Source organism: Bacillus pumilus (assembly GCF_038738535.1).
Taxonomy (GTDB): domain Bacteria; phylum Bacillota; class Bacilli; order Bacillales; family Bacillaceae; genus Bacillus.
In genome coordinates, this window is record NZ_CP046128.1 from 3,375,599 (window position 1) to 3,388,721 (window position 13,123).

Consider the following 13,123-nt stretch of genomic DNA (forward strand, 5'->3'; position numbering starts at 1 on the left):
GATCCTTGTCTCATTTAGATGAAAATAAAATAATCATGGCCTTAGTTTCCTAGAAAATCATGGAATACACAGCGCCAATTCTTAGCCGATGATACCTTTTTGCGTGCTATGCTCTTCCTACATTCCGAAAAAGGCGATACTGGCGAAGAAAGGGGGAGCAGTTGAATTGCAGCTTATTTTTGGAAACGTTTACATTAAAACAAAATAGAATGGAGATGTTGACTTTGAAGAAAAAAGTTCCAATGTTAGCTGGTGTGTTAGCGGTTGGCCTCGTGACTTCATTATTTGCACCTAATGGGGAGGCAAAAGCGGCAGCCAAGTATCCAGAAAGCCCTTCTATTATGGCCAATTTTAATCAACAAGGATTCTCCACATTAAATGGCGGTACAACAGGCGGTGAAGGCGGTAGAACCGTCACAGTCAAAACTGGAAATGAACTATTGGCTGCCCTCAAAAGTAAAGGAACAAACGAAAAATTAAAAATTGTTGTCGACGGGACGATTGCCCCTTCTAATACATCTGCCAATAAAATCGATGTGAAAGATACAAACAATGTCTCGATCGTCGGCAAAGGCACGAAAGGTGAATTTAATGGAATTGGTATCAAAGTATGGCGTTCCAATAACGTCATTATCCGCAACCTGAAAATCCATCACAGTAACATCGGTGACAAGGATGCCATCGGAATCGAAGGCGCTTCTAAAAACGTATGGGTCGATCATAATGAGCTGTACAACACATTAAACTCTGGGAAAGATGATTATGATGGATTATTTGATGTGAAAACAGACTCCGACTATATTACCTTCTCATGGAACTATGTACATGACAGCTGGAAAACGATGCTCATGGGCAGCTCTGATAACGACAACTACAACCGAAAAATCACGTTCCATAACAACCGTTTTGAAAACCTGAATTCTCGTGTACCTTCTATGCGCTACGGGGAAGGTCATGTGTATAACAACTACTATAAAGGCATTCATACCACAGCGATCAACTCTCGTATGGGCGCGAAGATGAGAATTGAGCACAACGTATTTGAAAATACAAATAATGCGATCGGCAGCTGGGACAGCCGTCAAGTCGGTACATGGCATGTCATCAACAACTCATTTATTAACAGCACAGGCAGTCTGCCAACGTCTTCAACAGGTACGTACAACCCTCCTTATAACTACTCTTTGCTTAACGTAAACAATGTCAAATCAGAAGTGGTATCAAATGCTGGTGTTGGAAAGGTAAACCCTTAAAACCACAAAACGTTCGGGCAGAGATCTCTGTCCGAACGTTCTTGTTATTTCGTTTATTTATATTTTAGAAAATGGACGATCCATCTCATACAATTTTTGATAGCGCAGGTTTTCTCTCAGTAAATCCTGATGCTCCCCCTGCATCTCAATTTGTCCATCTTCAATAAACATAATGCGGTCACATGCCTCACAGCCAGTGAGATGATGGGTAATCCAAATGACCGTTTTTCCTTTTAACACACGGAAGATGGTTTCAAGCAGCTCACGCTCTGTGCGCGGATCAAGTCCGACGGTGGGCTCATCTAATACAACAATCGGGGTGTTTTGCAGCAAAATCCGGGCTAACGCCATCCGTTGTCTTTCTCCACCTGAGAAACGAATCCCTGTCTCCTGCACACCGGTGTGATAACCCTCTGGCAAAGATTCGATGGTATCGTGCAGCTGCACTTGTCTCGCTGCTTCTTTTACTTGCTCTTCTGTCGCATCTGGAGAGCCTAAGCGAATATTGTTTAAAACAGAGGTATCGAATAAATACGGCTGTTGATTGAGCACTGACACATAGGTGGACACGGTTTCTCGAATGCTTTCTACCGGTTTCCCCTGGATACTGACAGCTCCTTGATTTGGCACGACAGCTCCTTCTAACAATTTCAAAATAGTCGATTTTCCTGCACCACTTTTTCCTAAGAGAGCAAGTGATTCCCCTTGCTTCAGTGAAAATGAGAGGTGCTTTAGCACGTATTGGTGCGAATCATACCGAAAGGACACTTGATCAAAACAGACAGCTTCACCTTGAGAAATAGCTGAATGATCCACTGTCTTGCGCTCTGATTCTCCTTCATACGAAAGCTTTTCATAATGATTTAATCTGCTGACAGCATGCTGATAGACTGGAATATCACCTGCTGCATCTGAGAGTGGAAGAAAGGCTTCTGTTAACGGAAACAGCACAAGCACGAAGGCTGCAATTAGTGTGTGTGACATCGAGCCTGACTGAACGACCGAACCGCTCCAATACACGACAAACACGACAGCTCCTCCAATCATAAGCTGGGCAAAAAACTGGCGCAGACGGATAAACCGGTGCTTGGCTGCTTCAAGCGCTAACAGCTGCGCTTCTTTCTGTTCATATTCATCAACAAAATCTTTCTGCCTGCCGCTAAACAGCCAGTCACTAACGCCCATGACTGCATCTGTTAAATGGCTGTACAGTTCATTTCTGCCTTTTTTCATTTGAATTTGTCTCGCCCGGTTCACTAGCACTGTGACGTATGGAAAAACGAATACGAGAAGTGCCATATAAAGCAGCATCAGTCCAGCAAAGGGCCACGAGAATAGACCAAGTGCCCCAATCGATGCGGCATATAAAAGCAGCGCACCGATGGATGGAAAGATGGTTTTTAAATAGGCGTCCTGCAGTCTCTCGACATCATCTGACAAGAGTCCAAGCATTTCACCTGTACCCAGCTTTGTCTGTTTCGCACTTCGTTCAGCCATGTCATACAGACGCACACGCATTTTTTCAATCATTGTCAAAATGAGCTGGTGGCTCGCCAGTCTTTCTGCATAGCGGGCAGCTGAGCGTGAAATACCAAAGGTCCGTACAGCTACAATTGGGACGTAGACCATGAGTATATTCTCAGGTCTTGTGGCAGCTTTTGAAATGAGAAATCCTGACGTAAACATCAGCATAGAAGCAGAGAATACTGCAATTGCCCCTAGAAATAAAACCAGCGCAAACAGCTTTTGATTCTCCTTGATATAAGGTATAAACCAGCCCTTACTGACCATGTGTGACCGCCCCCATCTGCTCCTGTACCAATTGATAATACACGCCTTTTCTTTGCATCAATGATTCATGTGTACCCATTTCTGCAATCGTTCCTTGATCCATGACAATGATCTCATCCATGTCTGGCATCCAATGAAGCCTATGTGTCGCTAAGAACACAAGTTTATCTTCAAACAGCGGAAGCATTGTTTTCTTCAATTCATGCTCTGTCTCAATATCGAGATGCGCCGTTGGTTCATCTAACAGCATAATTGACCGCTGGCCCAGCACCGTTCGCGCAAGCGCAATTCTTTGCGCCTGTCCGCCGCTTAGTCCTCTTCCCTGTTCTCCAATGACCTCATCGAGACCATTTGGTAGCTGCGCTACGAGCTGAGATAAGCCAGCTTCACAAACAGCTCTTTCCACTTCTTCATCTGTGGCATGCGGTTCATAAAAACGAATGTTTTCTCTCAATGTCATGTGAAATAAATAAGGGTGCTGCGGCATATAGACGACTTCCTTTTGCCATTCCTTCATCTGTAAATGAACAAGCGGCTTGCCGTTTAACGTGATTTGACCTGAGGTCGGTTCAACAAAGCCGCCGAGCACATCGGTTAACGTCGATTTCCCTGAACCACTGGCACCAATGATTCCGATTTTTTTCTTCCCTTTGACAGTGAGGTCTACATCCTGAATCGAATAAGGGGCATGTTCGTCATGCTGGACACTAACATCTTGCAGGGTGAGCGCAGACTGTTCATTCCACTCATCTAGTTGCACTGATTGTGTCTCCTGCGCGCGGAAGCCCTTTTCTTCTAAAATGACCTGCATCGCCTCATTCGCTTCTTTTCCATTTAGCGTCGCATGATAATCATTTCCCACTTCACGTACTGGCAGGAAATATTCCGGTGCCAGCATGAGCGCGGTCAGAGCCGGCAATAACAGAAGCTCTCCTTCAATTAATCGCAAGCCAAGAAAGACAGCGACAGTTGCAATCGACAGCATGGAAAAGAAATCAAGCGCAAATGATGAAAGAAATGCAACCTTCAGCGTACTCATGGTCGCCTTTCGATATCGCTTTGACACTTCCCCGATATTGCGGGAATGTTTTTTGCTAATGCCTAAGTAACGAAGCGTTTCAAGGCCGCGGAGAGAATCAGTAAAATGATTGGATAATTTCTCATACGATCTCCATTGTTTGGCCGCTTTACGCTGAGCGACAAGGCCTAGCAAAATCATAAAAATAATTAAAATCGGCAGCGTCACGATTAAAATGACAGCAGATGTTTCGTCTAACGTCCAAACATAGATGAGGACCATTGCCGGTATCACTGCCATGTTCACCATTTTCGGTAAAAATAGCTGTAAATACTGACGATATTGAGCAATCCCCTCCATCGCTAATGTGACAAGCTTTCCTGTACCTTTTTTCTTTGTGAAAGCTGGACCTAAACGAAAGAGTTGGTCTAACAGCTGTTTTCTGACGTCTGCTCCAATTCGGGAAGAGTAGGTAAACATGACCTTCTCCCGAATCAAGGTGAGACCGTGCCGCACCAGAAAGGCAGCAAGAAACAGCAGGACATAAGGCGCTGCCTGCGAAAGGCTTTTCCCGTCAAACAGCGTAGTAATGGCATGTGCCAGCCACTGTGCTTGGAAAATAATACTTGCTCCTTGGATGAGTGACACAATACCTAAGAGGGCGAGAAGCCCCCTCATTCCTTTTAATTGAAGCAAACGTTTATCCATTAGTAGGTCATTGGCTCCTTACCGCTTACACGTTTACGGAAGACGTAATAGCTCCAAATTTGATACCCAAGCACAAAGGGCAGCAAAGAAATGGCAACAATCGTCATCACCGTCAGTGAATATGATCCGGATGCAGCGTTTTGAATGGTAAGATCAAACGCATGGTTGATTGAACTAATCATGACGCGCGGGAACAATGCAGTGAAAAGCATCGTCACTGTCACCATGATGCCTGCACCTGTGAATAAGAATGTCCAGCCATCACGTTCTTTTCTCATAAAGAATAGAGCCGCGACGTAACAAACCACAATTAGGACAGTTAACGGAATGGTGATGATCGGGCGTACCGTATAAATGTCTGTTTCCATGATAGATACACCGACAAATAGGACAAGAACTGGCAGCGCAATAAACAGGACACGCTTGCCAAGCTTTCTTGCACGATCTCTTAAATCACCCTCTGTACGTAGTGTGACGAAAATCAATCCGTGCAGAAGGCAAAGAACCGTCACAGCTAACCCGCCAATCACTGAATAAAGGTTCACAAAATCCGTAAAACCAGCATACATATTCATGTCTTGATCAATTGGCATCCCGCGTAAAATACTTGTGAATAGCACACCGAGTAAAAACGGCGGCAGCAGACTGCCAAAGAAGATGACCCAGTCCCATGCTTTGATCCAAGAGGCTTTCTCAACCTTCCCTCGGAATTCAAAGGCGACTCCGCGCCCAATGAGCGCTAAGAGGAGAACCGCAAATGGTATATAGTATCCACTGAACATCGTGGCATACCAGTGAGGGAATGCAGCGAAAATAGCGCCCCCAGCAGTAATCAGCCAGACCTCATTCGCATCCCAGAAAGGGCCAATCGTATTAATTAAAATGCGGCGCTCGTGCGCATCCTTTCCAAGCAGCTGCATGGACATCCCAACACCAAAATCAAATCCCTCTAAGAAGAAAAATCCAACAAACAATACTGCGACAAGAATAAACCAAATCTCGTTAAGATATGCCATGATATGCGCCTCCATCAAATGGATCTGTAGACAGGTCCGTTTCATCCTTTTGATCTGTATCCTCTTCCGAATGTGCACCTTTTTTAATTTCTCGAATGAATAGGTAGGCAAGCAAGATGGCAAGGATCAGATAAATCGTCGTAAAGCTAATGACTGAGAATAACAGCATGCCATACGATACGTTTGGCGAAATCGATTGAGCCGTCGTCATCATACCAAAGACAGTCCACGGCTGACGCCCAATTTCAGTCATGATCCAGCCAGCTGAGTTCGCAATAAACGGGAACGCAATCATCCCTACCATGAAGCGTAAAAACCATTTGTTCGTTTCGAGTTTCTTTCTAAAGCTCAAGTACAAGCCAATCATACTGGCAAAAATCATCAGCATTCCGGCACCAACCATGATTCTAAAGCTCCAGAAGGTTGTTTTCACTGGCGGAATGTAGTCTCCAGGGCCAAACTTTGCTTCATATTCTTTTTGAAGTGTCAGCATGCCTGGCACATCTCCACTGAACTTCTGATAAGCCAAGTAACTTAAAGCAAACGGAATATTGATCTCCGCAGAGTTTTCTTTTTTATCTGTGTCAATATTGGCAAATAGTGTCCAAGCCGCTGGATCTCCACTATCCTTCCAAAGGGCTTCACTTGCTGCCATCTTCATCGGCTGTGATTTCATTAAGTGCTTCGCTTGATCATGTCCAGAGAACGCCACACCTAAGCCAGAAATTAAAGCGAGGACCATGGCAATCTGGAATGATTTTTTGAAAAAGGCGATTTCTTGTTTTTTGATCATTTTATAGGCACTAACTCCTGCAATAAAGAATGCACCTGTAGCCAGCGCACCAAACAGAACGTGCGGGAATTCAACCCAAAGCTGCGGATTCGTTACAAGAGCGCCAAAATCATTCATTTCTGCGCGGCCATTTTTAATGACAAATCCAACTGGCTCTTGCATAAATGAGTTGGCGAGTAGAATCCAAAACGCCGAAAAGATCGTACCAAGAGAAACAAGCCAAATACACAATAAATGAATCTTCTTCGGCAGACGATCCCAGCCGAATATCCAAAGTCCAATAAATGTAGATTCAAGGAAAAAGGCCAACAGCGCTTCAATGGCAAGCGGTGCACCAAACACATCACCGACAAACCTTGAATAATCTGACCAGTTCATCCCAAACTGGAATTCCTGCAAAATCCCTGTCACCACACCTACTGCAAAATTGAGTAAGAATAGATGACCCCAAAACTTCGCCATTTTTTTATAAATCTCTTTTTTCTTGACGACATAAAGGGTCTGCATCAAGGCGACGATAAACACCAAACCTATTGACATAGGAACAAAAATAAAATGAAATAATGTCGTTGAAGCAAATTGAAATCTTGCTAAAAACAGCTCACTCACAGCCTTACATCCTCCCTTACTTTCACATGCCGAATGATTCGAAACATCTATGCTCACACTTCACAAAATATTCACTATTTGTTCAATGATTCACAAATAATAGCCTGTTTGAAATGGTTTACTCGGTGAAATTTTACTCTTGCTTTTCATTCGGTTAGTTATTTATACCTGTACTTTACACCCATGCGCTTCAAAAATAAAGTAAATTTTACCTAAAAATTGGATGGTATTGTGTCAGTTGTTTGAATACTTTGTCAAAGATATGTGACAGAAAGTAAAAAAACGCATAAAAATAGCGCTACACATGAACCGCAGCGCTATGTTTCTTTTTTAGGCTTTTTTCTGTAAAGCTGGTCTAGTGACTTGCACTTCGTAGTACGTAATTTTGTTTTTTAATAGTCCTTCAGGTTTCGCTTTCCCATGAGCGTGCGCATCACCAAATGCCTGAGATTTTGTCCAGTTCACAAAGTCTTCTTTTCGATTCCAGCGGGTATGAATGGTCACTTCATCGTAATCGGTTGTCTGCTGTGTGACCCATACTTCCATGCCTAAAAATCCTTCCATGAATTCTACTTGTCCCTGCTTGTTAAAACGCTTGACGAGGTGGTCAGCACTGCCTTTTTCTACTCTTACCTGGTTGTTGACAATGATCATTTTCTGTTCATCTCCCTTTTGTTGTTGGATTGAAGCGATTGGGATAATGAGCGGATGCTCACCGTCTAAGTGAACCTCAGCCTGAATCCCAAAGACCTCTTTGAAAAAGCTTTCTGTTAATACTTCGTTTGGTGTCCCTATTTGATAAACCTGACCACCCTTCATCGCAATGAGGCGGTCACAATATTTTGCTGCCTGCTGCAGGTCGTGAAGAACCATTAAAATGGTGATTCCATGCGTCTTATTCAGCTGTTTGAGCAGCTCTAGTAAATCAAGCTGATGTGCAATATCTAGGTAAGTCGTCGGCTCATCCAGAATCAAGGTCTCTGTCTTCTGAGCGAGCGCCATCGCAATATACGCCTTTTGTCTTTCTCCGCCTGACAATGTATGCAGCATTCTGTTTTCATTGATGCGGCTATTGGTCACATCAAGCGCCCACTCAATCGCTTCTTGATCTGTCTTCGAGCTCTTTTTCCAGATCGAACGATGCGGACTGCGTCCAAGTGCGACCAGCTCCCGCACGGTCATAGAAGGGATGGCTGTTCTCGTCTGCATGAGAACGGCGATTTCCTTTGCAATCTCCTGAGCTGTCATCTCTTTTTGCGGTATATCGTGAATGTATATCATGCCGCTTTCGATCGATGTAAGACGTGCGGCTGCTTTAATAAAAGTCGACTTCCCTGATCCATTTGGTCCAATAATTCCTGTCACACTTCCTTTAGGAACAGCTGCTGAAATAGACGACATCCGAAAGCCTCCTTGACTGAGACTCACGTCATCCATAGCTATCACTTCCAACTTAACCCCTCCCTTTCTTTTTTAATAAATAGAGGAAGAAAGGTGCACCGATGCAGGCAAGCAGGATACCGACAGGCAGTTCAACCGGTGTAAACCATACCCGTGCCGCTGTATCTGCAAAAACCACAAGTACGCCTCCGCCCAGCATTGAGATCGGCAGCAGGTACCGGTAGTCATCTCCAATTAAAAGACGGATAAAATGAGGAACGACCAGGCCGACAAATCCAATTAAGCCGCTCACACTTACAGCTGCACCAGCTAAAAGCGCCGCCAGCGCAATTAAGAAAAACCGGGTGCGCTCTACTCTAAGGCCGAGTAACTGCGCCGATTCATCACCAAGCAAAAGAAGGTTTGCCGGCTTGATGGCAAAAAAACAAAGGCACAACCCAGCGAGTGCATATGGCGACACGAAGCTTAGATGATGCCAGCTCCGTCCATTTAATCCTCCGGATAAAAAAGGCAGAACAGCCTGCACACGCTCACTATAAAGCACCATAAACCCATTCATAACCGCCCCAAGGAGGGCATTGACTGCCACTCCCGCCAAAATCAATTTCAGCGGTGAAACACCTTGATCAAATGAGAGCATATACACCACGAGTGCCGCTAATAAAGCGCCAAGGAAAGCAGCAGCTGGCAGCAAATACGTGAATTGCGGAAACACAATCATGCTGAGCACAGCAGCCAATCCGCCGCCAGCAGTCACACCGATGATGCCAGGGTCAGCGAGTGGATTTCGGACGACTCCTTGTAAAATCGCCCCTGATGCTGCGAGACAGGCTCCGACAATAAAACCGATCAAAACACGCGGCAGACGTAAATCCATCACAATTTTCTCATGGACAGGCTGGCCTGATCCCGTCAAAGCGGCGAGTAGGTCTTGCAGCGATAATTGAACGGAACCTAATGCAAGCCCTAAGCATGCGCCTACAACTAACGAGATGAATAGTCCGGGTATCAGCCATTTTCGTCTCGACTGTCTTTTTTGAAAATCTAACTCTGCATTCATTTTCATGATGACAATCGCTTCAATCTTTTCTCTAGCTCATCAATCGCTCTCATCACTTCCGCGCCTGGGTTCGTCCCAAATAGATCACTAGGCAGAATCTCGACGTGTCCATTTTTCACAGCTGACACATCGTGCCAAGCGGCATTCTGTTTCATTTCACTCATAAAGCCCGCTTTCACATCTTCAGGATTGCTGTGAGTCATAAGCAGAATAAGATCAGGATCGGCTTCGATGACCTTTTCTGCATTGATTTGAGCGTATTGAGGGAATTTCTCGAGTGCCGGTTCATTTTCAGCGATGTTCGTCCCTCCTGCGATGTGCAGTAAATCTCCGCTTAAGGATTGAGGAAGTGCCGCCATATATGTGCCAGGTGCCCCGTATACAACGAGTGTCTTCACTTTTTTCTGAGGCTGCTTGACCTGCTTTTTCCTCTGATCGATTTGCTCATTGAGGGCTTTGGCCTTTTGCTGCTTTCCGAGCAAATCCCCGAATAACGTTATTTGACGCTGAATATCCTTCACTGAATTGGCACTTGTCAAAAGAAGCTGTGAACCAATTCCTTCTATTGTAGAGATGTCCTTGCTGTTTAATTGTTCATTCCCAAGCACAACATCGGGCTTTAAGCTTGTGATGAGCTCTACATCAAATTGATGCGTTGTGCCAATTGTTTGGACGGACTTTGCCTGTTGTAAGCTGTCTGGTAATTCGGCGGCCGGACGGCCAACTACCTCACCGCCTAATGCATACAGGATGCTCATGTCTCCAGTCGATAATGCGACGATACGCTGAGGGGATTCTTCAAATGACAGCGTTCTGCCAGTAAAATCCTTTATCTTCAGCGCACCTTGCCCGCTTCCTTTCTCTACAGGTGCTGCCTGACTGCATCCGCCGAGGAGAAGCATCAAGACGAGTCCAGCTAAGATCACATGTGAAAATTTCAACCGTCTGTCTCTCCTTTTCTAGTAAACTTTCTGTAGCTTTGCCTGTACGACGAGACGCCCATTTTTAGGTGCAAGCACATGATCACAGGTCGATAGAGTGAGGATGAGGTCATCTGTGGACACGTCTGTCTTCGTTTGATAGATTGATTTTTTCCGCACAGCTTGCAAGTAGTGCGCATATTCGCCAAGATCTTGAAAATCGGTTTGAATATAATCGAAATCCACCGTTGTTTCATACACGGCAAAAATCTCCGCCTCATAGCTTTGATACAGCGTATCGTACTGAAATGTCCGGTGCTCATGGAAAAAATCCTTTTTTAAATAGTTTGTGAGTCCAGCGAACATGGATCCGTCTCTCATCCGATGCCCGTACACCACAGTATTCGGGCTCTCGTGCAAGACGTCATTGCGATAATCCATAAAGATACTGCCTGCCCGGGTGTCGTTTTTTAAGTAATTACGGGTTAAGTAGAATGCATTATCACGAGATTGAACGATTGGGTACTGAATCATCGTGTCCTTCATATTGATCCAGCCGACAATGTCGTTGTTCACCTTCCGCAGCTCATCAAATGACGTACGGGTGGTTCCCGGTTCCCGGCTTTCAGTCATTCCTTGCTCTTGACCATACATCGTCTGAGCCTTTGCAAGCACCTGACGATTTTGATAATAGCCGAACAGTTCTAAGCCAATGGCTGTACCGCTATAAATGAATACTCCTAAACAGACGATCGTCAGCATACGCTGCCAGACCCGTTTTCCTCTTTTCACACTGTCTCACCTGCTTTTATATGCCAACAGGCACGATGTACATTCCTGTTTCTGCATCCTGTCTAATCGTGACGGACACATCATAAATGTGCCGCACATTCTCTTCTGTTAACACATCGTTTGGCTGTCCTTCACTGATAATTCGTCCATCCTTCATCGCAATGATGACGTCACTGTAGCGGACAGCCTGATTCATGTCGTGCAGCACCATGACAATCGTGAGTCCATGCACGTCATTGAGCTCACGGATCAGCTCAAGAATGTCAAATTGATAGTAGATATCCAAATAGGTTGTCGGTTCATCTAAGAAAAGGATCGGTGTTTTTTGCGCAAGTGCCATCGCAATCCATACACGCTGACGCTCACCACCTGACAGTGAGGCGAGCGGCACCTTTCGTTTTTCCGTTAGTTTTGTACTGGACAGTGCCCACTCTATCGCTCTCTCATCCTCTTCCTTGTCACCCCCGCGCATCGTCTGGTACGGCGTTCTACCGAATGCCACGACCCGTTCGATCGTTAAATCAAGCGGCGCTTCATTTTGCTGATGGACGACAGCCAGCTTTTTTGCCAGCTCCTTTGGCTTAAATGCATTCAGCGCTTGTCCGTCTAAGTGAATTTGCCCTTTGTTTGGACAATGATTATTCGCCATCAAGGAAAGCAGTGTGGATTTCCCCGAGCCATTTGGACCGATAATGGTTGTGATTTTCCCCTTTTCAATCTGTGTTGTGACCGATTGAACGATGTCCTTCTGCTGGTCATATGAGAATGACACCTCACGAATGTCCATGGAGACGGTCCCCCCTTCTTAATAAAAAGATCAGAAACGGCCCGCCAATCACGGCCATGATCGTAGAAGCAGGAATCTCATTTGGCGCGACAAGCGTCCTGCCGAGCGTATCAGCCGTCAAAATCAGCAAAGCCCCGCTTAACGCAGAAAATGGAATGAGTACCCGATGATCCGAGCCAACAAGCCTTCTTGAAATGTGCGGAATGAGCAAACCGACAAAGGCAATCACGCCCGCTACCGCAGCTGTCACCGCCGCGAGTAATACCGCTGTGATGGAAATCAAAAGGCGCATTCTGGTCACACGCAACCCTAAATTTTTCGCTGTCTTGTCCTGAAGAGCCAAGAGGTTACACCATCTGCTGAAGAAAAGTGCTACGACAAGACCGGCGACGCCATAGACTCCGATTAAACGGACATCTCCCCACGTTTTCATCGTGAGATTTGACTGTCCTGACTGATTGATCGTGATATTGAAATAGCTGCAAATGGTCACAAATGCTTCAGCCATTCCAGTAAACATGGCATTGATGGCGATCCCAACCAAAATCATACGGATTGGGCTTAAACCGCCCTTCCAAGACAGAACGTACACGAGGAAACATGCAATGGCTCCGCCAAACACCGAAAATAAAGGAGAGTAGAAATAAAATTGAGGAAGCGCTGTAATCGCCATTAAAGAAAAGAAGCTGGCTCCTGATGAAATTCCAATGACGCCGGCATCAGCTAATGGATTTCTCATGACCGACTGCAGCAGTACACCGGAGACAGATAAGGCGGCCCCTGTAAACATTGCGATGAGCATGCGGGGAATTCTCAAATCTTTAATGATGTCTACCTGTGCATGTTGACCGGTGATGAGCCCTTCCAATAATTCAATCGGGGTGACATGAATACTCCCAGTAATGGCGGAATAAATAAACACGCACACCAGTAAGAGACTAACTATCAGAAATAAAATCCCTGTTTTTTTCATCT

11 protein-coding genes are annotated in these 13,123 nt (G+C 45.2%); 1 reads left to right on the forward strand and 10 read right to left on the reverse strand.

Features of this window, described 5'->3' with window-relative positions; all coding sequences use genetic code 11:
- The first annotated feature begins 215 nt into the window (after positions 1-215).
- Complete coding sequence (locus GKC25_RS17280) at positions 216-1,253, forward strand: pectate lyase family protein (protein ID WP_262417246.1); 1,038 nt, start codon at positions 216-218, stop codon at positions 1,251-1,253.
- Between the two features lie 57 nt (positions 1,254-1,310).
- Here GKC25_RS17280 and cydC read toward each other — a convergent pair whose 3' ends face one another.
- From cydC to GKC25_RS17330, 10 genes are all read right to left on the reverse strand, one after another.
- A complete protein-coding gene (gene cydC, locus GKC25_RS17285; RefSeq protein WP_187704237.1) occupies positions 1,311-3,044 on the reverse strand; it encodes a thiol reductant ABC exporter subunit CydC in 1,734 nt (577 codons plus the stop codon).
- Entirely contained in the window at positions 3,034-4,770 is a 1,737-nt protein-coding gene (cydD, locus tag GKC25_RS17290) for a thiol reductant ABC exporter subunit CydD (protein ID WP_106038318.1), read from the reverse strand. The genes cydC and cydD overlap by 11 nt, the downstream gene beginning before the upstream one ends.
- Positions 4,770-5,786 carry a cytochrome d ubiquinol oxidase subunit II gene (cydB, locus tag GKC25_RS17295; protein WP_187704238.1) on the reverse strand — a complete coding sequence of 339 codons (1,017 nt, stop codon included), beginning with the start codon at positions 5,784-5,786 and terminating at the stop codon, positions 4,770-4,772. The genes cydD and cydB overlap by 1 nt, the downstream gene beginning before the upstream one ends.
- Positions 5,773-7,188, reverse strand: a complete 1,416-nt coding sequence (locus GKC25_RS17300; RefSeq protein WP_060597576.1) for a cytochrome ubiquinol oxidase subunit I — start codon at positions 7,186-7,188, stop codon at positions 5,773-5,775. The genes cydB and GKC25_RS17300 overlap by 14 nt, the downstream gene beginning before the upstream one ends.
- A gap of 330 nt (positions 7,189-7,518) precedes the next feature.
- Positions 7,519-8,640, reverse strand: coding sequence for a heme oxygenase (gene isdG, locus GKC25_RS17305; protein WP_034660443.1), 1,122 nt, complete (start codon positions 8,638-8,640; stop codon positions 7,519-7,521).
- 1 nt (position 8,641) lies between these two features.
- A complete protein-coding gene (locus tag GKC25_RS17310; protein ID WP_034660444.1) occupies positions 8,642-9,655 on the reverse strand; it encodes a FecCD family ABC transporter permease in 1,014 nt (337 codons plus the stop codon).
- Entirely contained in the window at positions 9,652-10,590 is a 939-nt protein-coding gene (locus GKC25_RS17315; protein WP_034660445.1) for an ABC transporter substrate-binding protein, read from the reverse strand. The genes GKC25_RS17310 and GKC25_RS17315 overlap by 4 nt, the downstream gene beginning before the upstream one ends.
- 18 nt (positions 10,591-10,608) lie before the next feature.
- Entirely contained in the window at positions 10,609-11,361 is a 753-nt protein-coding gene (gene srtB / locus GKC25_RS17320; protein WP_034660446.1) for a class B sortase, read from the reverse strand.
- A 16-nt stretch (positions 11,362-11,377) separates the two neighbouring features.
- The gene (locus GKC25_RS17325; RefSeq protein ID WP_095285624.1) at positions 11,378-12,148 is read right to left on the reverse strand and encodes an ABC transporter ATP-binding protein; all 771 of its coding nucleotides are present in this window, start codon (positions 12,146-12,148) and stop codon (positions 11,378-11,380) included.
- Positions 12,135-13,121, reverse strand: a complete 987-nt coding sequence (locus tag GKC25_RS17330) for a FecCD family ABC transporter permease (protein WP_034660449.1) — start codon at positions 13,119-13,121, stop codon at positions 12,135-12,137. The genes GKC25_RS17325 and GKC25_RS17330 overlap by 14 nt, the downstream gene beginning before the upstream one ends.
- Between the last annotated feature and the right edge of the window lie 2 nt (positions 13,122-13,123).